Origin of the sequence: Streptomyces sp. NBC_00846 (assembly GCF_045207325.1) — a bacterium.
GTDB lineage: Bacteria > Actinomycetota > Actinomycetes > Streptomycetales > Streptomycetaceae > Streptomyces.
The window spans coordinates 79661-100149 of sequence record NZ_CP108846.1 but is presented as its reverse complement, the minus strand read 5'-3'; the positions used below and the strand labels follow the sequence as shown (position 1 = coordinate 100149).

23 protein-coding genes and 4 pseudogenes are annotated in these 20489 nt (G+C 68.0%); 14 read left to right on the top strand and 13 right to left on the bottom strand.

The features are described 5' to 3' along the window. Nucleotides 1-149 precede the first annotated feature (149 nt). Nucleotides 150-428, top strand: a complete 279-nt coding sequence (locus tag OG936_RS00560; protein WP_406491719.1) for a tyrosine-protein phosphatase — start codon at nucleotides 150-152, stop codon at nucleotides 426-428. Here OG936_RS00560 and tnpA read toward each other — a convergent pair. Beyond that, nucleotides 350-778 (bottom strand): IS200/IS605 family transposase, encoded by a 429-nt coding sequence (gene tnpA, locus OG936_RS00555; RefSeq protein WP_406491717.1) that lies wholly within the window; start codon nucleotides 776-778, stop codon nucleotides 350-352. The genes OG936_RS00560 and tnpA overlap by 79 nt on opposite strands. Before the next feature lie 20 nt (nucleotides 779-798). On the opposite strand from tnpA, the gene OG936_RS00550 reads away from it, so the two are divergent. From OG936_RS00550 to OG936_RS00530, 5 genes and pseudogenes are all read left to right on the top strand, one after another. Beyond that, the gene (locus OG936_RS00550; RefSeq protein ID WP_406491716.1) at nucleotides 799-2082 is read left to right on the top strand and encodes an RNA-guided endonuclease InsQ/TnpB family protein; all 1284 of its coding nucleotides are present in this window, start codon (nucleotides 799-801) and stop codon (nucleotides 2080-2082) included. A gap of 50 nt (nucleotides 2083-2132) precedes the next feature. After that, a complete protein-coding gene (locus OG936_RS00545; protein ID WP_406500280.1) occupies nucleotides 2133-2801 on the top strand; it encodes a tyrosine-protein phosphatase in 669 nt (222 codons plus the stop codon). A gap of 90 nt (nucleotides 2802-2891) precedes the next feature. Beyond that, on the top strand, nucleotides 2892-3014 hold the full coding sequence (locus OG936_RS00540) for a hypothetical protein (RefSeq protein WP_406491714.1): 123 nt from the start codon (nucleotides 2892-2894) through the stop codon (nucleotides 3012-3014). Continuing rightward, entirely contained in the window at nucleotides 2993-3304 is a 312-nt protein-coding gene (locus OG936_RS00535) for a DUF664 domain-containing protein (protein WP_406491713.1), read from the top strand. The genes OG936_RS00540 and OG936_RS00535 overlap by 22 nt, the downstream gene beginning before the upstream one ends. After that, nucleotides 3253-3470 (top strand): annotated as a pseudogene (locus OG936_RS00530) (lipase); the annotation flags it as partial. The gene OG936_RS00535 and the pseudogene OG936_RS00530, both read left to right, overlap by 52 nt. Before the next feature lie 587 nt (nucleotides 3471-4057). Here OG936_RS00530 and OG936_RS00525 read toward each other — a convergent pair. The 5 genes from OG936_RS00525 to OG936_RS00505 all read right to left on the bottom strand — a co-directional run bounded on the left by OG936_RS00525 (nucleotide 4058) and on the right by OG936_RS00505 (nucleotide 9256). Then, the gene (locus OG936_RS00525) at nucleotides 4058-4702 is read right to left on the bottom strand and encodes a hypothetical protein (protein WP_406491712.1); all 645 of its coding nucleotides are present in this window, start codon (nucleotides 4700-4702) and stop codon (nucleotides 4058-4060) included. 705 nt (nucleotides 4703-5407) lie between these two features. Further along, nucleotides 5408-6610 carry an enoyl-[acyl-carrier-protein] reductase FabV gene (fabV, locus tag OG936_RS00520; protein WP_406491710.1) on the bottom strand — a complete coding sequence of 401 codons (1203 nt, stop codon included), beginning with the start codon at nucleotides 6608-6610 and terminating at the stop codon, nucleotides 5408-5410. Between the two features lie 313 nt (nucleotides 6611-6923). Next, complete coding sequence (locus tag OG936_RS00515; protein WP_406491708.1) at nucleotides 6924-7727, bottom strand: methyltransferase domain-containing protein; 804 nt, start codon at nucleotides 7725-7727, stop codon at nucleotides 6924-6926. Nucleotides 7728-7807: 80 nt separating this feature from the next. Continuing rightward, nucleotides 7808-8086 carry a maleylpyruvate isomerase N-terminal domain-containing protein gene (locus tag OG936_RS00510; RefSeq protein ID WP_406500279.1) on the bottom strand — a complete coding sequence of 93 codons (279 nt, stop codon included), beginning with the start codon at nucleotides 8084-8086 and terminating at the stop codon, nucleotides 7808-7810. A 576-nt stretch (nucleotides 8087-8662) separates the two neighbouring features. Beyond that, on the bottom strand, nucleotides 8663-9256 hold the full coding sequence (locus OG936_RS00505) for a DinB family protein (RefSeq protein WP_406491706.1): 594 nt from the start codon (nucleotides 9254-9256) through the stop codon (nucleotides 8663-8665). Between the two features lie 118 nt (nucleotides 9257-9374). On the opposite strand from OG936_RS00505, the gene OG936_RS00500 reads away from it, so the two are divergent. From OG936_RS00500 to OG936_RS00490, 3 genes and pseudogenes are all read left to right on the top strand, one after another. Next, nucleotides 9375-9503: a hypothetical protein gene (locus OG936_RS00500; RefSeq protein WP_406491704.1), complete on the top strand. Its 129-nt coding sequence runs from the start codon at nucleotides 9375-9377 to the stop codon at nucleotides 9501-9503. A 1-nt stretch (nucleotide 9504) separates the two neighbouring features. After that, nucleotides 9505-9699: pseudogene (locus OG936_RS00495) on the top strand (helix-turn-helix domain-containing protein); the annotation flags it as partial. A gap of 25 nt (nucleotides 9700-9724) precedes the next feature. Beyond that, a complete protein-coding gene (locus OG936_RS00490; RefSeq protein WP_406491703.1) occupies nucleotides 9725-10009 on the top strand; it encodes a hypothetical protein in 285 nt (94 codons plus the stop codon). A gap of 194 nt (nucleotides 10010-10203) precedes the next feature. Here OG936_RS00490 and OG936_RS00485 read toward each other — a convergent pair whose 3' ends face one another. After that, entirely contained in the window at nucleotides 10204-10383 is a 180-nt protein-coding gene (locus OG936_RS00485; protein WP_406491702.1) for a hypothetical protein, read from the bottom strand. 349 nt (nucleotides 10384-10732) lie between these two features. Here OG936_RS00485 and OG936_RS00480 point away from each other — a divergent pair, with 349 nt between their 5' ends. The 3 genes from OG936_RS00480 (at nucleotide 10733) to OG936_RS00470 (ending at nucleotide 14345) form a co-directional block, all read left to right on the top strand. Beyond that, nucleotides 10733-11161, top strand: a complete 429-nt coding sequence (locus OG936_RS00480; RefSeq protein WP_406491700.1) for an SRPBCC family protein — start codon at nucleotides 10733-10735, stop codon at nucleotides 11159-11161. 710 nt (nucleotides 11162-11871) lie between these two features. Continuing rightward, nucleotides 11872-13563 carry a DUF885 domain-containing protein gene (locus tag OG936_RS00475; RefSeq protein ID WP_406491698.1) on the top strand — a complete coding sequence of 564 codons (1692 nt, stop codon included), beginning with the start codon at nucleotides 11872-11874 and terminating at the stop codon, nucleotides 13561-13563. A gap of 500 nt (nucleotides 13564-14063) precedes the next feature. Then, a complete protein-coding gene (locus OG936_RS00470; RefSeq protein ID WP_406491697.1) occupies nucleotides 14064-14345 on the top strand; it encodes a hypothetical protein in 282 nt (93 codons plus the stop codon). Between the two features lie 143 nt (nucleotides 14346-14488). Here the strand turns inward: OG936_RS00470 and OG936_RS00465 are convergent, their stop codons facing one another. The 6 genes and pseudogenes from OG936_RS00465 to OG936_RS00440 all read right to left on the bottom strand — a co-directional run bounded on the left by OG936_RS00465 (nucleotide 14489) and on the right by OG936_RS00440 (nucleotide 18828). After that, nucleotides 14489-14911, bottom strand: coding sequence for a hypothetical protein (locus OG936_RS00465; protein ID WP_406491696.1), 423 nt, complete (start codon nucleotides 14909-14911; stop codon nucleotides 14489-14491). A 213-nt stretch (nucleotides 14912-15124) separates the two neighbouring features. Further along, nucleotides 15125-15793: pseudogene (locus OG936_RS00460) on the bottom strand (hypothetical protein). Between the two features lie 103 nt (nucleotides 15794-15896). Then, a complete protein-coding gene (locus OG936_RS00455; protein ID WP_406491694.1) occupies nucleotides 15897-16424 on the bottom strand; it encodes a DUF6207 family protein in 528 nt (175 codons plus the stop codon). Between the two features lie 62 nt (nucleotides 16425-16486). Next, nucleotides 16487-17140: a hypothetical protein gene (locus OG936_RS00450; RefSeq protein WP_406491692.1), complete on the bottom strand. Its 654-nt coding sequence runs from the start codon at nucleotides 17138-17140 to the stop codon at nucleotides 16487-16489. Nucleotides 17141-17895: 755 nt separating this feature from the next. Next, nucleotides 17896-18232, bottom strand: a pseudogene (locus OG936_RS00445) (transposase); the annotation flags it as partial. Between the two features lie 314 nt (nucleotides 18233-18546). After that, nucleotides 18547-18828, bottom strand: coding sequence for a hypothetical protein (locus OG936_RS00440; protein ID WP_406491690.1), 282 nt, complete (start codon nucleotides 18826-18828; stop codon nucleotides 18547-18549). 169 nt (nucleotides 18829-18997) lie between these two features. Here OG936_RS00440 and OG936_RS00435 point away from each other — a divergent pair, with 169 nt between their 5' ends. Beyond that, nucleotides 18998-19429: a hypothetical protein gene (locus OG936_RS00435; RefSeq protein ID WP_406491689.1), complete on the top strand. Its 432-nt coding sequence runs from the start codon at nucleotides 18998-19000 to the stop codon at nucleotides 19427-19429. Between the two features lie 121 nt (nucleotides 19430-19550). Continuing rightward, nucleotides 19551-20228: an NADAR family protein gene (locus tag OG936_RS00430; RefSeq protein ID WP_406491687.1), complete on the top strand. Its 678-nt coding sequence runs from the start codon at nucleotides 19551-19553 to the stop codon at nucleotides 20226-20228. The last annotated feature ends 261 nt before the right edge of the window (nucleotides 20229-20489 follow it).

Here is a 20489-nt window from a genome sequence, read left to right as displayed (position 1 = left end):
CACGCCTGCATTCTCGGCTCAGTCCCGCCGAAGACGCCGACTCGCGGCCGGCCCGGCGCGGCGAACGGTACGGCCGGTCATAGCCGGGCACCGGCCGGGGCGCCGGACCGGGCCGGCCGCGAGTCGGCGTTGTCTTATGGTGCTGCAGTATGAACAGACACATAGCGTTCGATCGACTGCACAACTTCCGTGATGTGGGCGGATATCGAGGAGGAAATGGCCGCCCGGTCCGCTGGGGGCGGCTCTACTCTGATCTTGGCCAGTGCTCCGCCCTTCAGGTCGGGGGTGAAGGCCATCTTTGGCTCGGAGGCGCGGAGTGCCGGAGTGCTCTTCGTCTTCGGGGTGACGGTCAGGCGGGGCGCTGCTGGTTTTCGATGTACTGCTTGACGACGGTCAGGGGTGCCCCGCCGCATGATCCTGCGAAGTAGGAGCCGGACCAGAAGTGTCCGTCCCACAGGTGCCGGCGGACATGCGTGGTGTACTCCTGGCGGAGCCGCCGGGAGCTGACGCCCTTGAGAGAGTTGACCAGCTTGGAGAGCTGGACTTTCGGCGGGTAGTGCACGAGCAGGTGGACGTGGTCCTGTTCTCCGTTGAACTGCTTCAGTTCGGCCTCGAAGTCGGCGCAGACGTCCCGCGTGATCTCCTTGGTGCGGGTCAGCATGGCGTCGGTGAACGCGTTCCGCCGGTACTTCGTAACAAAAACCAAGTGAACGTGCAGGTTGTAGACAACATGGCGACCGGTTCTGACATCGGGATTTGGGTTCCAGCGTGGCGACATAAACCAATGTTAGGTTTTCGATGGTGAGTCAAGACACCCTGGTGAAGCGGCAGTTCGGGCACCGTGCCCGGCTTGCACTGTCGCACGCCGAAGTGTTGAAGACCGATGACCAGGCGCACGCGGCCCGCACCCTGTGGAACCTGCTGCACGCCTGGTGGCAGATGATGCCGAAGGAGAAGCGGACTCTCGCCAACGCGGATGCCGCGATCCGGCAGGCCCGCGAGGACATCGACTTCCTGGCCGTCCTTCCCGCGCAGGCCGCGCAAGCGGTGCTCAAGACGTATGTCCGGGCGTGGAAGAACTGCTGGGAGGGCCGCGCCGACGCCCCGAACTTCAAGGGCCGTCTTCGCACGGTGATGTCCGTGGACATCCCGCAGGGCCGCGACCTGAACATCACCCGCGTGCATCGCCGGTGGGGGCAGGTCAACCTTCCCAAGGTGGGCCGGGTCCGCTTCCGCTGGACCAAGGACCTGCCCGTGGGCAAGCACGCCACCACGGAGAACCGGATCACCGGGGCCCGGCTGGTCAAGGACGTGCTCGGCTGGCACATCACCTTCCGTGTCCAGACCTTGGAGGCCGGGCCCGAGCCCCACCAGGGGCCGGAAGTCGGCATCGACGTGGGCGTCAACGTGCCCATCGCCCTGTCGGACGGGCAGACGTATGAGCACGGCGAGTGGCTGACGGAGAAGGAGAAGGCCAAGCTCCTGCATCTGGATCAGCGCGCCGCCCGGCGTAAGCAGCACCGCAAGCCCGGCGAGCGCACCAGCCGCCGACTGCACCGCACCTACGACCAGATCGCAGGACTCCGCGCGAAAGCCAAGCGCCGGGCCCTGGACTGGCAGCACCGGACGACCACCGCCATCGCCCGCACCTACGGCACGGTCGTGGTCGAAGCACTCACCATCACGAACATGGTCAAATCCGCCAGAGGAACCATCGAAGAGCCGGGGAAGAACGTCGCCCAGAAATCTGGGCTGAACCGCTCCATCAGCGGGGAGGCGTGGGGCCGGACGGTCACCATGCTGACGTACAAGACCGCCAGGCTGGGGGGCACCCTGCACAAGGTCCCCGCCCCCGGAACTTCCCAACGCTGCTCGGCGTGCGGCATCACCACGCCCGGCAGCCGGGAGAGCCAGGCCGTGTTCGTGTGTAAGAACCCGGACTGCGGCTGGTCGGGCAACGCCGACCACAACGCAGCCCACAACGTCTTGCACCTGTACCGGATGGGCCTCGCGCTCATCCCGGCTGCCGGGAGGGCAGTCGTCAGGCGCGCGCAGCGCGTCAAGCCCGCTACCGCAAGGTAAGCAGGAATCTCCCGGCTTCAGCCGGGAGAGCACTTCAACGATCCGACTCGCTGGGCAAGCTCCGCGGCAAGGACTGGGACCGCTTCCTGGACCTCGGCGTCCGTACTGTCATCGATCTGCGCTACGACTGGGAGATCGCGGCCAAGGGCCGGGTGCCCGACGCCCCGGGACTGCGCTACCACCACCTCGGCATCGAGCACCGGCCCTACGACCAGGCGGCACTCGGCCCGGACGTGGAGACCGGGCGCTTCCTGGCCGACCGGTACGCGGAGGTCGCGCACGACGGAGTCGCGGAACTCCGCCGCGCCCTGGACGTGCTCGCGACCGAGGACGGCGGGCCCGCCGTCTTCCACTGCGCATCGGGCAAGGACCGCACCGGACTGCTCGCCGCACTGGTCCTGTCCCTGCTCGGTGTGGCCGAGGACGACATCGTCGCCGACTTCGCCCTCACCGAACTCGCCGCCGAACGGCTCCTGGCCGACTGGAGGGCGGACCACGACGGTCAGGAACCGGTCTGGCCCGGGTACGGCCGGGCACCCGCCGACATCATGCGGTTCTTTCTGGCGGATCTCGCCGCCACCCACGGCTCCGTCCGCGCGTACGCCGCCGAACTCCTGGGTGCCGACGAGGAATTGCTGGCCGCCCTGCGCGAGAAATTTCTCGAGCCCGTCGGCGATGAGCGACCGGCCGAGCGCTCCTCGGCCGTAGGGAGTGCCTGAAACCAGCGTCCTCGGCGCGCGCAGGTCACGCCGAAGTCCGAGCGGGAAAAGCCCTGTCCCGGTCCGGCGGGCACGAGGCAAGATCAAGGGATGGCATGGACAGCACCTGAAGTTGAGCGTACGCCCGGTTCGCTCGTGGCCGGTGACGGCGAGATGCTCACCGGCTACCTCGCCTGGTTCCGCGGCACCTGTTGCACAAGTGCGCAGGTCTGACCGGGAAGCAACTCGCCGAGCAGACGGTTTCGCCGTCGAACCTCACACTCCTCGGATTGATCCGCCACATGGCCAAGGTCGAACGCACGTGGTTCCGGCAGCGGTTCGCCGGTCAGACGCTCGACCCGATGTACGACCCCGGGAAGGGAAAGGAAGCGGACTTCGAGGACGTGGACCCGTCCCGAGCCGCCGAGGACTACGCACGCGTCAGGATGGAAGCTGTCGTGGGCGGTGGAGGCGGCCCGGACCGATCGGCACCGTTCGCCTCTCCGGACTTTCCGGCCGTGTGAAGGATGTCGAGATCTGGCTGCCGCACAACGAGATCACCCAACTGGTTGCGCCGCGCACCGACGCCCCCGTCGATTCCCTGCCGGACAGGAGCCGCAAGAAGTGGCTGTACCAAGGCACTTCGATCAGCCAGTCTCCGACGCCGTAAGCCCCAGCACGACCTGGCCCAAGACGCTCCTGTCGCCGCCTTCCGGAGCCCCGGCACCCTTGACTGCATCAGCCGGGTGCCCCTGCTGACGGCCATGGTGTAGCCGCGGGAGAGAGGTTCGCGGGGAAGTCGGTGGACCGTGCGTGCTCGACATGGCCCGCAGGGGTGCGCCTGTCACCGGCGCACCGTCGAACGACGAGCAGGACACCGACAGGCAGAACCGGCCCTCGGATCCGGGGGCCGGTCACTTGCGCCGAACGCGTCGTCGACGTCGCCCGGCTCTGCCCGGGCGAAGCCGACCTGCGGGGCAACCGCGGAAGCCGCCGGTCCGAGACGGCGGACCACCATCCGGTCGTCACCACCGCACCTCGGTCCTCCAGGTGTTGGCCGCCGAGGTGCGGGCATCGAAGGTGGCTAGGTGGGGGTGGGGCGGGCTTCTGGGCGGCTGGGTCGTGGATGGCGTCTGCCGCGCCGGTGCCACGTTGTGCCGGCCGGATGGGCCGGGTTCGCCGGGGATTGTGTGTCGTGCAGGGGATGTGGTGAGTTCGGGGTGGAACCCCGGCCCGATTCCGGCGGGCCGGGGTTCCACGTCGACCGAATGACTCGGTCAGTAGTCTCCGTCACCGCGGTCGCGGTCTCCACCGAAGCGGTGGTCGATCACGCGGAAGCTGCCCACGACGCCGTCCTTGACCCACACGCCGCCCCGGACGTGGCCGGGGAAGACGCCGTCGCTGGAGCTGTGGGGTCCGACGGTGGCGATGGGGGCGCCGTTGTCGCAGGTGGCGCCGCGGAAGACCTCGACGGTCCGGCGGCTGTCGTTGCGGATGTTGAGGCTCTTGGAACCGAGGCCGCTGACGACGGTGATGCAGCCACCGCGCTCGTCGGAGTAGGTCCGCTCGTTGATGTGGATGCGGCCCTCGTAGTGGCGGCGGCCCTCTTCGTGGCCACGGCCCTCGCCGTTGCCCCCGCCTTCGTTGCCCCCGCCTTCGTTGCCCCCGCCTTCGTTGCCCTTGCCTTCGTTGCCCTTGCCCTCGTTGCCCTTTCCGCCGTCGCCGCCTTCGAGGGCTGCGACGGGGGCGGGAGCCTGCTGGACGGCGGGGGCGGCCTGCTGGACGGCGGGGGCGGCCTGCTGGACGACGGGGGCGGCCTGGGCCGGCTCGGTGGTGGCGGCCGACGCGTAGGTGATGCCGGTTGCGGCCAGGGCCGCGGCGGCCGCGACAGCGGCCGTAACAACGGTGGAACGGGTAGCCATGTCACTTCTCCTGTCTCAGAGGGGGCGGCTGAGCAGCCGACCCGAGACTGAACGTACTGACGGTCCCCATACCTGTCATATCGGATGTGTTGGGTGCAGGTGCCGGAACATCGATCGAGGTACGCAATATACGCCATATGCTATTTTCATATAATCTTAGACAAAGTGAACTAGTCCCTGAATTCAGGGCACTTGAGATGTCGTTAGCCTGTCCAGGCGACTTGCTGAAACACGCTCACTCCTGCGACGGCGTGTCATTCATTGACACGCCCCACACAGCAGTTCCACGCCACCACCCCGAACGTCCGTCGGCCACGCCCCGCCCCCATCCTGGCTGCTCAGGTGGGCTGTGCCCGTCACCGCAGAACCCAACACCGCAGCCATTGATCAGCGCCACCGCCACCGGACACGGGACATGCCGCGCTTCGTGTCGGGTGTTCTGCGCCGAGATCGTGTGCAACCGGGACGGAGGCGAAAGCCCGAGGCCCTGACCTGGTGCACGACGCCGGCGATGTCCTCCGGCTCTCCGAACCGTGCCTGGTCAGGAGGGCGACGGCCGCGTCGTGCACGGCCGTCGCTGATCCGGGCAGTGTCCTGGCGCAGTTCGTGGTCGATACATGCGGCGCACGTCGTCTCCAGGTCCTGCTGCCGGCGGACGAGGGTGTCCTCGGTGGGCAGGCGTACGGCGTTCCTCCAAGGGTGGGGTCAGACGCTCGGGTCCGGCCAGGGGATGTCGGTGTCGACGGGGGCGGTGTAGTCGATGCCGGGTACGGCGAAGCCGTACAGGCGCTGGACCTCGGAGTGGAACCAGTCGAGATCGGCGAGGTCACCGATGCTGTTCGTGGCGGCGCTGTTCCAGCGGTCGGCGACGGCCTCCTGGACCGGGGATGTGAGCTCCCATGTGTCGAGGCGGACTCGGCCGTCGTCGTCGAGAGCGAGGGGGCGGGTGCCGGTGAGCTGGTCCCACAGCTCGGTGAGTTGGTCGATCGGCGGGACCATGCCCTCATCGAGGACGCCACGCAGCAGGCCGACGTACAGGGCGATGCCGGGGATGGCGGTGGAGGACTGGGTGACGGCGGCCCCGTTGACGGAGGTGAGTGCGCGCCCGCCGACCAGCTTGCCCAGGCGTTCGTTCAGGGTACGGGCGGTGGCTTCGAGGTGGGCCTTGGCCGCGCCGATGGTGCCCTGCCGGTAGATGCCCGCGGTCAGGGGCGAGCCGATGTAGGAGAGCGCGGCGGTGGTGAACCCGTCGGCGAGCAGGTCGCGTCCGGCCAAGTAGTCGATCCACCGCTCCCAGTCCGTGCCGCCCATCACCGCGGTGGTCTGCTCGATGTCGTCGCCCGCGGCCGGGGCGGTTTCCACTTCGGTGACCTCCGGGGCGCCGGAGCCGTCAAACGTAAGGGTCTTGGTCCGGTAGGGATCGCCGATCGGCTTGAGGACGGAGGAGTAGGTGACGCCGGTGTCCGGGTCGGTGCGTCGCGGGGCAGCCACCGAGTAGATCAGGTGGTCCAGCCGCCCGTACCGCTGCTTGAGAAGGTCGGCGACCTGGTCCTTCATCGCATCGGAGAACGCGTCACCATTGAGGAAGACCATGTCCCGGCCGTACTCGCGGGCCAGTTCGGCGGTCGCGGCGGTGCGGTACCAGCCGGCCGTGCCGGTGCGCCGCCCGGGTGCCCTCTCGAAGCACACCCCGATGCCGCGGATCCCGACGCGGGCGAGCCCGGCGATCGTGGCGGCGAGCCCGTACCCGGCGGACGAGCCGATGACGAGCGCCACCGGCCCGTCCCCGCCGGGCTGCCGGGTGGGGACGGCCCGCCACATGTCGGCCACCACCTTGCGGCAGCCGGCCGGGTGGGAGTCGAGGAAGAGGAAGCCACGGTTCAGGGGGGAGATGACGCGTTCGCTCACGATCAGGTCCTTGGGATCGGCGTGGATGAGAGCGCGGCAGCCATCAGGTGGGCCACCGCATCCTGCAAGTCTGCGACCGTACGGACAGGGGCGGTGATCTCATCCGGCACAACGATCGCGAGACGGCCTTGGAGGGTTTCCACCAGTTCGAGCAGAGCGAGGCAGCCGCGCACGTGACCGGATGCCCATCCTGTGGCCGACGGGCAGGTCCCTGGGTGCCTCGATCGTACGAAGGGACCGGAACGAACTCGTCAGCACGGTGAGGAGCGGTTCAGCTGGACGACGGAATCGTGTGAGAGGCAAGCGGGGAGGGTTACGGGCGCCGTCCCCACGCGGAGATCATCGGGGCGGTGGCAAGGTCGAGGCGTCCGGTGGCGACGTTCGCCAGGTGGCGGTCGATCTCCGTGTCGGTGGCAAGTCCTTCCGCCACCAGAAGGTGGCGGATCTGCCGCACGGTCGCGGCCTCGAGGACGGCACAAGCCGGCGAGGTGATCGGGAAGTACGCGTCGGCCTGGACGTCCTCGAGACCGGCCTCACGCAGCAGCCGGGGCAGGGTTCGCCCGTGCGCGAGGTCCGCGCCGCGTGCCGCCGTCAAGGCGCGGAAGCCGGATCGCAGCCGGTTCGCGAGCCGCTGTTCGGGACCGGACTCGTCCGGACACAACAGTGGCTGCAACCCCGGGTCGGCGTCCTCCAGGAGCAGCCGGCCGCCGGGCCGCAGCGCCTGGATCATCCGGCGCAGCGCCTCGGCGCGGTCGGTGACGTGCACCAGGACCAGCCGGGCGTGGACAAGGTCGAAGCCGCCGGGCGGCGGAGCGTCGGCCGCGACGTCGTGCCGCAGCACCTCGATCACACCACCGTGGACGTCTCGGGTCCAGGACACGTCGATGTCGGTGGCGATCACCGCTCCCGTCGGACCGACTCGCTCGGCCAGCCCGAGTGGTACGGACGGAGCGCCGGCACCGACCTCCCAGCACCGCATGCCGACGGTGATCCCGAGCCGGTCGACATGCCGGAAAGTCACCGGATCGAACAACTCGCTGAGGGCGCCGAAGCGGATCCCCGCCTCCGATTGCTGGTTGTCCAGCAGGTAGCCGGGGTCCGTGTCGTGTTCAGCCATGTGGTGATTCTGGCAGAAGGGGCAGTCGGGCCCCGGTTGCCGGGGCGGTCTTCGCCGGCGGGGATCCGTCTGTCACGCCTCTACGCCGGAGCTCCCCGTACCGAGGCGAACCGGCCCCCGGCCCGCTGCCGAGAGCGACCGCACGGCGCGATGGGCGGCCTCGGTCTGCCGAGATCCGCTTGCCGAGGAGATCCCGACACCGTCGGCGGCTTGCCGTTGACCACGGCGAGGATGCAGCGGGGTCCGTTGATGACGTGGGCGACCACGTCGCGGGCCGTCCAGCCCGCGCAGGGGCTGGACGCGTCCCAGCGGGTCGTCGGGGTCGCCGCGATGCGCGCGAGGAATTCGTCGGAGAGCAGAGTCAGCGGTGTGCGATGTCGGACACGGGAGTTCTGCTTTCGGGTGTCGATCGTTGTGCCGCGTCCGGCTGTGCGGGGCCGGGCCCGGGCCCGGACTGGGCCGGGGTGGGGGTCAGATGCGGTCGAGGCGGGAGATCAGGCGGCTCATGGTGCGCGTGCGCCAGCCGCATCGAAGAATGCGTACGCTGCGGAGCCCAGCGCGAGCCGGCCACGCGCGACGCCGAGGGCGGCCGCTGTGTCCGAACTGCCTGATCACCGACCCTGCGAACACCGAGGTCTGCGTCAGCAGCGGCGAACGGCGGCGGGTGCGAACCCGCACCCAAGACGGGCCTATCTGTCCCAACTGCTGCGCGTTGCCCGTGCTGGTCTGCTCGAAAGGCGGCCCCACTGCACCCTGCACGCTCTCCAGGCTGACCGAACTGCCCCGCTGCGGCGGCTGCGACCGACGCCAAGCTCATTGCACCGCCTGCGGACGACTCCGCGGCATCCACTCCGGCACCGCCGACGCCTTGATGCGATGGGAGCGGGGAGGCAGGCAACAACGAGTTACCAAGGCAATCGCCTCCCCGAACGACCTCAGCTCTGCTTGGCCTGAGCCTCCTTGGCGGACGCCTCCAGTCGGTTCCAGTAATCCTGGTACCAGGCCTCGTCGCCGCCATCCATGTTGCTGTTGTCCTCCCGCATACCGACCTTGCTGTCGATCAGCTCGCGGACGATGTCGGCGTGGCCGGCGTGCCGGTTCGTCTCGGCCGTCATGTGCAGCATGATCCGCTGAAGCGTCACGTCTCCGTTGTCGCCCCACCACGCGACGTGGCCCATCGCATCGAACGGTAGCGCCTCGATCGTCGAGTCCGCGTGCGCCCAAGCGCGGCGGTAGAGGCTGAGAACATCCTCGCGCGACTCGTCGGCGGGTGCCCACATGTCCGAGTTGGGCTCGGCGCCTTCCTCGTGCCAGGGGAGGGATTCGTTGTGCGGGCGGCCGAAGGTCGGGCCGAAGTAACCGAACTCGACGCTGGCGAGGTGCTTGACGAGGCCGAGGAGGTTGGTGCCGGTCGGCGTCAGGGGGCGGCGGATGTCGTACTCGGACAATCCGTCCAGCTTCCAGATGATGGCTTCGCGGGCTGCTTTGAGGTAGCGGTGCAGGTCGTCTTTAGGATCATTGGGCTTCATGGGGCAGAGTCTCGCATCACCTGCCGACAGCGCTCGCTTGATTTTGCCTGATCCCCGGGAAGCATCAGCCGACGACCGGGCCGTCTGCACCGGCGAACCGGCCGTCCCGGGAGTCCTGATGCGGCAGGCATTCGGACAGTTCCCATATCCGACTCCACCATTACACGTCCAGCAGACCGAGGTCGAGGACGCCTGGGTGTCCGGGCAGCAGCGGGCCGCGAAGCAGCTGGAAGGACTGATGGGATGAAGTGTGGAATCTGCGGCTGACCGCCGCGAACAAAGGGTTCTGGAAGGCGTCCGAGCTCCAGCGGAGCCTGACCGAACACGGCTTGGTGATCTCGGCCGGGAAGATGCCCGGCCTGTTGTCCGGCCAGCCAGTCTCCTTCAAGCTGGAGTACCTGGACGTGATCTGCGTCGTGCTCGGCTGTGAGACCGGCGATCTCCCGATGTGACCTGGTCACCATCACTATGGGGAAGATCAGCGAGAGCAATCCGGTGGCCTACTGCTCGGGCTGTTTCGCCCGGGGGCAATTGCCCGGCCAGTTCTGCCGCGGCTGCCGTACCTACGGCCAGCAACATACCGTCGACGAGTGCGTCGGCAGTCGGCGTCAGGTCCCGGGCGATGACAAGTACGGCTACTGTCGCCTCCGTCGGGCCCAGGCGACCTGGGTGATCAAGGCAAGCGGCAACGCTTCGGCGATCGACCAGCCCACCACCGTCCTCGAGCAGAGGTCGATGACCGTGGCGAGGTAGAGCCACGTCGCGCCGGGCGTGGATGGCGCCGATCTCGCTCACGGTCCGCTTCTCCTCGGCCCGGCGCTCGGCACGGGCCTGCTCGGTGGCCAGGTGCTGGCAGTAGCCGGCGCAGGACGCCCCGGGCACCCGGCAGATCCGCTTGACGCCGAAGTCGGAGCGGTTGCCGGAGATGAAGTCCCAGCGACGGGGCCTCACTTCACCTCCCGCGCGAAATAGGAGGCTGCCCGGCGCAGGATCTCGCGCTCCAGCTGCCACTCCTGCTCGGCCTTGAGCAGCCGGGCGTTCTCCGCCCGCAGCCGGGCCAGCTCCTCGGCCGCGCTCACTCTGCCGCCGCGGCCCTCGGGCACGGCCCGGATCTCGTCCTTGCGCACCCGACGGCGCTCGCGACCAGGGCCAGGCAACGCTCGGGGCGGTGCAGCTTCATGCCCTGCTGGGCCGTGGTCCTCATGACGAACGCGTCGTGCCCGGTGGTCTGGGGCTCGTGGGCCAGGGCGTACGACTGGAGGTAGTACCTCCGTACGAGCCCCTGCTTCCCGCCGTCGTAAGGCCGCCAACCGACCCGGTGAACACCTACAGCGGCGGCGGACAGCATGTGAATTCCTCCGGGCTCAAGGCCGGCCCAGGGGAGTCAGAACCGGGCTGGGTGGCCGAGGGGCGGGAAGCAGAGCAGGCTGGAAGTACCGATGGCCCGGGCGGCCGGGCTGGGAAGCGAGGCTCCCGATGAGCAGGCTCGAAGAACAGGTCGACGTCAATGTCCCGGCGCAGGAGGTCTGGGCGCAGCTGCACCGCATCGATGAGTACCCGAAGTTCATGGAAGGTGTGAAGAGCGCCACTGGGCACGGCAGCAGCCGAGCCCATCTCGACGTTCGGATCGGGGATGACGAGCAGGTTTTCGAGACCCGTATTGCCGATCGAGGCAAGGGTCAGGTGATGGACTGGACGGTGGACAGCCCAGAGCTGAAAGCGGCCTTCGCCGTGAACCCGCTGGACGACCAGCACACCCAGCTGCAAGTCCGGCTGGAGTACGACCCGGACACCGTACGGGCGACCTTCGGCGGTCCGAAGGGATTCGCCCAGGTCCACGCGATCGAAGACACAGTCCGGACCGACCTGGAGAAGTTCAAGGACCTACTGGAGAGCCGACACTGATCACGACGTGCTGGTCGTGCTCGGGTAGGGATCGTGTGCCTCAGCGGTAGTTGTCGCCCGTCGACGGGCGGGGGCCTGCGGTGGAACTCCTGGTTCCCAGCGCTTTCTGTCATCAGATACACGAGGTTGTTGTCACCGACGCGTTCGTACCCGAGTTGCCACGGCACCGGATCCTTTCCCAGCTCCAGTGTGGGGCCCGATGCGCGGGGTTCGATCACGTGGGATCTTCACGTCGATTCCACGGTATGCCGGGCCCATCAACACGCGGCCGGAGTCCGCAAGCCGGGCGAGGTGCAGAGGGAGCCGTCCGGGGGCGTTTCCGTCGAGCCGAGTGACCACGGACTGGGGCGGTCCGCGGGGCGGGTTCACGACCGAAGTGAAGCTTCCTTTTGATCGTGGACACCTGGAGACTGGGACGCGAGAGCCCAGAGGAAGCGGTGCCAGGCGGGAAGCGAGTACACGAATCGGTACTCGGACGAGGACAAGCGGGAAGTGATCGAGCGCGTCCGTTCGTCGGGACGGACAGCGACCGATTCGCCCGGGAGCTCGGGGTCAGTTCGGAGTCCCTGCGGGGCTGGGTGAAGAGGGCCCGCGCCGCTCAGGACACCGGATCAGTCCCCGCCGGGCGGGGCGGGCCGAGTGCCGCCGACCGGGACGAAGAGCGGGTTTGAGCGTTGTGGCTTGGTTCGATGGTGCGTCAGGATGTGTGTATGGCTGATGAATTGGTTACTCCGCGCAGTATTGCTGACGGCTATCTCGATGAGGTGGCCGCACATAATCCGTTGATCTCCGCGTGGCTGGGTCTGAACCGGGGTGACGACCGGCAACCGGACCTGTCGCCGGATGGCTTCGAGGCTCATGCCGAGTTTGCTCGTCGTGGTCTGGCCGCGCTCGATGCGGCTCCTGTGTCGGGTGATCCCGCTGAACTGGCTTGTGCCCGGCTGTTGCGGGAACGTCTCACGGCCGAGCTCGCGATGCATGACACGGGGGAGAGCTTCCGGCAGTTGCGTACTGTGGGTGCGCATGTTGATCAGGTACGGACGATCTTTACTTTCATGCCGACTACGACCGATGAGGACTGGGCGGCGGTGGCCGGGCGGTTGCGTAACCTGCCTGGCGCGCTGGACGGTTACCGGGCCACCCTCACCGAGGGGATCTCCCGTGGCCTGCTCGCTGCTCCCCGGCAGGCCGCTGGGGTGATCGGCCAGCTCGCCGGCTGGACCGGGGAGGCCGGCGGACAGCATGCGGGCAGTGGCGCGGGCTGGTTCGCGGACTTCGTCGGGGATGGTACCGAGCGGCTGCGCTCCGAGCTGGACGCCGCCGCCTGCCAAGCCACCACTGCCGTTTCCGAGTTCCGTGAGTGGCTGCGCGACACCTACGTTCCCGCTACGGCGGATACCCCGGACGCCGTCGGCCGAGAGCGCTATCGGCGCGCCGCCCGCTACAACACTGGTGCTGAGCTCGATCTGGACGAGGCTTATGCCTGGGCGTGGGACGAGTTCCACCGGACGCTCGCTGAGATGCGTGTCGAAGCTGAGCGTGTCCTGCCCGGCTCCACTCTCCTTGAGGCCATGCACCACCTGGACGAGCACGGCCACGCGGTCAAGGGTGAGGAGGCTGTCCGCGACTGGTTGCAGGAGCTGATGGACGAGGCGAGCGCTGCCCTGGACGGCAGCCACTTCGATCTTTCCGGTCCGATTCGCAAGGTCGAGTCCCGGATTGCGCCCGCGGGCAGCGCTTCCGGGCCCTATTACCAGGGTCCGAGCCTTGACTTCAGCCGCCCGGGACGTACCTATCTGCCGACCCTTGGCCAGGACACCTTTCCGACCTGGCAGCTCGTCAGCATCTGGTATCACGAGGGTGTTCCTGGCCACCATCTGCAGCTCGCTCAGTGGGTCGCGGTCGCCGACCGGCTCAGCCGTTACCAGGTCACCGAGGGTATGGTCAGCGCGAACATCGAGGGCTGGGCCCTGTATGCCGAGCGTTTCATGGACGACCTGGGCTTCTTCTGTGAGCCCGGGCGTCGTCTCGGTTTCCTGGACGGGCAGATGCTGCGGACCATCCGGGTGATCGTCGATATCGGTATGCATCTCGAGCTCGCCATTCCCGCCGACTCGGGTTTCCACCCTGGTGAGCGCTGGACCCCGGCGCTTGCCGCGGAGTTCATGGCCACCTACAACGGCAGTCCGGCTGCCCGCCGCAACGGCGAGATCGACCGCTACCTCGGCTGGCCGGGTCAGGCCATTGGTTACAAGCTCGGCGAACGCGCCTGGCTCCAGGGCCGTGCGGCCGCGAAGCGCCGCCATGGTGCCGCCTTCGACCTCAAGGCCTGGCATATGAAGGCTCTTTCCCAGGGCTCGTTGGGGCTTGACGATCTGGTCGGTAATCTCGCGGCGCTGTAGTCCCGGAATTGTCCTACCGTGCTGGTTTTGTTGGAGTGCTGCTCGATGAAGATGTCCAAGAAGGGCCGCGACGAGCACGGCGTCGGTCCACGGCTGTCGGCACCGAGTTCGAGGCGCAGGCGCTGACTGGCATGGCGGAGAAGTCCGAGGAGTTCGCTGCTCAGGGCAACCGGGTGTACCTCCCTTTGGCGGACGGACACCTGCACGCACAAGCGCTGTTCCGGGTGGGCGGAAGGAGCTATCCGGAGCAGCGTTTCGACGTGCGGGGCCGGCTTCGTGCCGGAGCTGTTCGACTCGGCCCGGCGTGCCCGGCCGGTGCTTTCGGTTCCGGGCTGTGGTTTCCCGCGTCCTTGGCGTTCAGGTCTGTTCGGGGGCCCGTGAGGGCGGCCGCCAGCAGACGTGTGGGCAGGGGGAGTCGGGGCGCCGGAGGTGAAGCCCATGTCGGGATTCGAGTAGACGCCGCAATTGGGCAGGTTGTGGGTGGTGGACATGCCGTTGGTGTGGTCGTTGTTGTGGCTGGTTTTGTCGTGGGGCATGGTGGTGTTGGGTTGCTGGGTGGATTCCGGATTGGCGCTGAAGTGGGTCGTTTTGTCGCGGTTGGTTTGCCCGTGTTGTCTTTGGGTGGTTTGTGCGTTTTGTTCAGTTGTGCGGCGGGCAGGCTGGTGGCCCTGGAACGGGTCGGTGGTGAAGTGGTCCAGGCTGGTCGGGGTGGAGATCGTGTTGGATGGGTTGCCGTGCTGCTTGCTGAATTCACTGCTTTGCTCTGGCTGTTCGTCGCATAGTCGTGGTGGTAGGGCCGGGGCGTCTTTGTTGTTGTGTCTTGTTCGGGTGCTTCGTCGCATGCTCGGGGGGTCCGGCGTGGGGTCCGTTGGTCCGCGGCCGGGCGGGGTTGTGTCGTCTTGGTGCTTTATGGGTGCCTGGAGGCTCATGCGGGTGCGGGCGTCGGTGCCGGGTGCGGTGACGCGAGCGGTGGGCACCGGCTTTTGTCTATCGTGGGCAGTTGCTCCCGGTCGGCCTCGGGGTGGGCGGGGGTGACTGTATCGGCGGACGCCGTGGTGTAGAGCGGGATGTCGATGGCCTCGGCCCGGCTTGTTTTGAAGCGGGCGTCGGTCGGCTGCGGGGAGTGTGTCCGGCCGAGGCGCACCATGTGGTCGAAGTCGGTGTACGCCGTGCCGGGCTGCGGCCGGCTGCGGCCCGAGGGGGTGTCGGCGGTGAGCAGCTGTGCCAGGTTTTCCCGTCGGCGGACGTTCACGACCTGCCGGGGGCGCAGCGGCGTTGCGTCGGGGTTCGCGCTCAGCTCGGTGAACAGTTTGCGGTCGACGAGGTGCCGGGCGGCGGGCGCGGTCATGGCCGCTTTCTTGCCCGGTTGGGTGGGTGTGCCGAGGGCTTTTGCGATCCGGTCCGCCGCTGTGCCGCCGGAGACCGGCGGGAATGGGGAGCGAGGCCCGGATCGCGCCGGCGTCCAGAGCCTCCACGGCAGTCCGGGACCGCTGCCGGGACGACACGTCGGGGTCCGGGACGAGAGTGGAGCGGAGTGGGGCGGTTGCCCGGCGTACAGATGTCAGACGATGACGGGGACGGCCTCGGCGTGGTTGGTGGCCCAGTTGGTGACGATGGGCTTGTCGGCGTTGGCGGTGTCGGGGGGCTTGAGTTCGGCGGGGCCGGGATCGTCGTTGGTGGCGATGACGGCGTTCTCGATCTCCTTGCCGGCATTGCTGTTGGTGGTCTTGGGGCTGATACCGGTGTAGGCGACGGTGGAGCCGGTGAGCTTGTTGGGGTCTTCGCTAATCCTGTCCGGCGGGGGAGGCGACGCCGTCGGCGCCGGAGCCGAAGGACTCGCTGGGGGTGTTGTTCTCCAGGTGGCAGGTGATGTCGGCCTTGGCCTTGGCGGTGACGAGGCAGTAGCTGCCGGCCTGGGACTTCGAGGTGACCGTGAAGTCCAGGTCGTTGGTGCCGCGGGACTGTCCGTAGTTGTTCTTCCTGTCGTCGCCGGAGTCTGCCTTGTCGGTGGACCCGCTGGAGTTGGAGCCGCTGGTGGAGGGGTTGTCGCCGCAGGAGTTGTCGTTGCTGTCGCTGCCGGTGGAGGCGACGGCGGAGGAGGGGTGGCGGAGCTGCCGGTGTCCGTTTCGTCGTCGGGGTCGCAGGCGGTGGTGGCGAGGGCCGTCACGGCCGCGGCGGCCGGGGCGAGACGGGCGGAACGGGCGGAACGGGCGGCGCGACGCGAACGCATCGAGATTTCCAGCGGCTGTCGGTTGCGGTGTTTCCTGCTGACACCGATGACACCAGGACCGATTCGATCCTGAATGGGTCCTGTGAATGTCTGGGTTTCTGTCTCAGTAACTTTGGTTCCAGGAAACGGTGTTGGATTGCACCAATTCCAGCTCAAGGGGCATGTCCGGGGTCGTGTGAGTCACCGGGACGCCCCGGGAGATCCAGCAGCTTTGGTAGCCGCAGCACCCGGGCCCCGGTGACAACCCACCGGCCGTGCCGGGGTCCGGATCCGTGAGCCGCCGGGTGTCCGCGTGCATGCGTGCTTCGGCTCCTGGTTCGCCGGGCACTTTTTGTACGGGCCCGGTCCCTGGTGTGGCCGACTGCTGTTCGAGTGCGGTCATGACGGCGGGGGTGGTTGCTTGGTCGGCTGCGGTGATGTGGAGGTCGGCAAGCCCGGGCTCTCTGAGGTGCTGCGCGGGGTTTCGGTGCCATGCCCGTACGGCTGTATACCGCCCTCGTCGACGCCTCCACGCACCTTCGCGGTCCCGAGCTGGATGTTCCGGGAAGGGATATCCTTGGGGCTGGAGGCCGGACGAGAATCCCGGCCCGGTTACGGCGGGCCGGGATTCTGTGTTGTGCGTCTGGCCCAAGGGCCCGGGCCCGGTTACGGCGGGCCGGAGTTCTCCAGCATGCGCATCAGGCGGTTGCTGGTTTAGTAATCGCCGAAACCGCCGCCCTCGCCGAAACCGCCGCCCTCGCCGAAATCGCCGCCCTCGCCGTGGTGGCGCTTGACGACGCGGAAGCTGGCGATGACTCCGTTCTTGACCTTCACGCCGTCATTCATCTTCTCGTGGTGCTTCTTCTCGTGGTGCTCGCCCTTCTCGAAGTCCTCGTCCTCGTCCTTGCCCGGGCGGACGTTGTTGGCGGAGCTGCGGGGGCCGACGGTGGCGATGGGGGCGCCGTTGTCGCACACGGCTCCGCGGAAGACCTCGACCTCGTTGCGGCTGTCGTTGCGGATGTTGAAGCTCTTGGCGCCCAGGCCGCTGACGACGGTGATGCAGCCGTCGGGGCGGCCGGAGAACTCGCGCTCGTTGATGTGGATCCGGCCCTCGTAATGGCGCTTGCCCTCACGCTCGTTGCCCCGGCGCTCGTTGCCTTCGTTGCCCCGGCCTTCGTTGCCCCGGCCTTCGTTGCCCTTGCCCGTGTTGCCGCCCTCCCCGCCCATGGGTGCCTGGGCGAGGACGGAGGCCGGGGCCTCCTGGGCCTGGGGGGCGGGGACGGCGGAGGCGTAGGTGATGCCGGTCGCGGTCAGTGCCGCGGCGGCCGCGACGGCCGCCGCGATCGCGTGGGAACGGGTCATGATCATGTCGCTTGTTCTCCTTCTCGGACTCAGAGACAGTCCCGCTGTAACAGCCGGTGTGTGATTGAACGTACTAACACCCCCTATTCCTGTCATATCGAGCAAATCGGGACCCCCGGCTTCGTGGGGCTGATCGGGTATGCAAAGCCCCTTTACACCACTTTGAAACGGAACTGACTAACCGTCAAAATCGCCTGCACCGTGGCGGGTTGAATGGCAATTAGCCCTTGCAGGTGATCTTCTGACGTCCACTCACCCACTGTGGCGGTGGGGCGCCGGGAAGTATCGGCAAGTCGCTGCTTGACATGTGGCCTGCCGTAGGTTCCAAGAAGCCACGTGAACGGTGGCTGCACGACGAACGTGACCGCGCATAGCAGGATTCGTCCAGGCCGGACGGTGACCAATACCGGCGGGCACGGCCTGCCCGCCGCGGCCTCGGCCGGTCGCCCGGAGGACCCGAGCGGGCAAGCACCAGGACCCGTCCGGGCACGATGACCATCTGCGTGGACCGACCCGCCTCCTGCCGGGCGCCGCCCACGCGATCCAAACGCCCGGGACAGCCCGTCCGGAACGGTGCGCGCACCGCGGCCAGACCGGCGCCGCCCGCCCGCCGAGGGGTGCTGAGCGCCTGGTTCTTGCCGCCGTCACCCCGTACCGCGACGTCCTTGCCCGGCAGGTCGCCCGCGAAGAGGAGCAAGGCCGCGCCCTGACCGGGGTCTGCCAAACGAGCGGTGTATCCAGCGTGGTTGGGTTTCCTGACGGGCTGCGGAGAGGCAGCCGTCGAAGGTGATGCCGAAGGCGTTGAGTGCCGTTTTCCAGCGCATGGTCCAGCGGGCCTGGCCCGTGCCGGTGGGGTCCAGGGACATGATGGTCATGTAGAAGCATTTCAGCGGCGGTCTCGTTCGGGACGTGTCCGCGGGCCTTGACCGCCCGGCGGATCCTGGCGTTGACAGACTCGATCGCGTTCGTGATGCAGACGAAGCGGCGGATCTCGGTGTCGAAGCGGAGGAACGGAGTGAACTCCTCCCAGGCGTTCTCCCGGAGCCGGACGATCGCCGGATACTTCTTCCCCAGGCATCGGCGAAGTCGGCGGAGCGCTCCGGGGCGGCTGCCTCGGCCGCAGCCGTCGCGCAGCTGGTGCCGCGACCACAGGTGCGCGATGACTTCCTGGTCCCCGGGAAGCAGCACGCGGATGGGCACCGGCACCGGTTCGGAGGCGGAGGACGTCGTCATGCCTCCCGCCGTACGGACGGACGCCTGTGCCTTTGAGCGCTACATGGCGAGTCGCATCCGGGGAGCCGCCCGTCGAAGGGCCGTGTTGATTCGTAGTCGGCGGTTTTTTGCCTGGTAGCCGGCTGGCGGTTCCTTTGGCCGGCCTGTCAGCTTCGGATCGGCAGTTCAGCCGATGTGCCTCACACCGTGCTGCGAGCGTCCACGAGCCGCCGCTGCACATCCGACACCAGGTGCTGGAGGCGTCCCAGTCGTATCTCCTCGCTTTTCATCCACTCGTCAAGGCGCGGACGTAGGTACCGCACCATGCCGGATCCGTGGCGGCGCAGTACTGAACGGCTGATCGAAATCTCTTCCTGAACCTCTCTCCGGAGATCATCGGTCCAGCCCTGGCTTCGGTCGTCCTCTCCCAGAGGAGCCTTGAGAGCGGCCACCGCCTCATCGAGGATCGCAAGCAAATCCATAACGTCTCCAAAGTGCCCCAGCGTGTCCTGCGGCGGCCCACGGGTCTGGGCTCGCCAACTATCGCTCAAATCCGCCAACTAGCGGTCAAAGTCGCACCGCCGACAGCGCCCGTCGCCACCTGCGCGGACTTCGGAATCTGTCCGCAGGTGATCCGTGGTCCCCGGAGGCATGAGCGAGCACGGACAGCAGCAGCCGGCCCCGCGCCGTGGCAAGGTTCTGGAGGTCCTCGCGCGGGCGGAGCGGAAGGTCTTCACCCGGCCCGCGCCGAAATCCGTAAAGTCTCAGGTGAAAGTCCTCCTCACGCGGGCGAAGGGGTCCACCAAGTCTTTGGCGGAGCGTTTGGGTGTCTCGCGCCGGACGGTGGAGCGCTACCGCGCCGGAGCCATGTTCATCCATGCCGACGGGCTCATCGACTGCTGGGGCCTGGTCACCCTCGAGGAGTTCCAGGAGAAGCTCCGCAGTGGCTGGGTGGCCACCAGCCTCCCGGACGGCGCTGAGGCATCCGAGCACGATCTGGCGGGTTGGAGTTCCGTGAGCCACGCACCTGGCTCACCCCTGACCTACTGGTCGCCGAAGTACAGGACACCATCGACCAGCTGAACGGGCGGCCCGACTCGACGGGCCGCTGCCTCGCCGCCGTCGACACCTTCCCCGCCAACCGGACGGAGGAGAACCGGGCCGCAGCCCGCGCCCATCCCGGCGTCGTTACGCGCTGGGCGACATGGACCGGAAAGACGGGCCGCTGCGGGTGCTGGTGGCAGGGCCCGGCGGCCAGACCTGCCTGCCGGTCGATCCGCCGGTCACGCAGGACGTCTACGACAGCGCCCTCGCGTACTTCGAGGACCGAGCCCAGTGGCTGGCCGAGCGGCCCGCGCGCATCCCCGCAGACGGACCGGTGGCTGCGCACCCTCCGGCGGTCCAGCTCTACCACTGGTATCCCAACAGGCCAGTGGCCGACCCCGGCGTGCGCGGCTTGCGAAACGACTACCCCGCCCCGGTCACCGTAGGAGAAGTCGTCCACCCTTCCGCCGCCCACGCCTACTGGGCCCTGTCAGTCGCTCAGCCCGAGGTCCGGGCCGAGACCGTGACGGCGGACACCTCATCCGCGGCAAGCAGGCTCGCGGCCGGGACGCCGCTCGGCGAGGGCTGGGAACATGCCCGGACCGCCGTCATGACAAGCCTGCTGCGAGCCGAGTACGACCAGCACCCCGAGCTGGCCGAGATCCTGCCGGCCACAAACGACGCCACAGTGCTCCACGACGACGTGGACTCGTCCTTCCGGGGTGACAACGCCGGCCGCGGCCGCAACTGGGCAGGCCGTCTCCTCGAACGTGTCCGCTCCGAACCGCATGCGCGGCAATATTGGGATCCGGGGGCTGCGACCGGTTCGGGTGCGTGACCCTCAAGCGGGCCGGTCAGACTTCGTCGAGACTGATCAAACTTCGGTGAGACGGATACATACGGATCGAGAATGTCCCGTCCTGCTCGGCCTGGTCACGGTCTCAACCGATCTGGTCCGGTCTCCGCGTGGCGGACCAGATCATTGGAGAAGAGCGGGCGACACGCAACAAGGTGAATGGACATCAAAGTCATAGCGCCCCGCAAGCTTCTCCTCGCCACAGTGGGGCCGGCCCCGGCGTGCGCGGCTTCATATCCGACG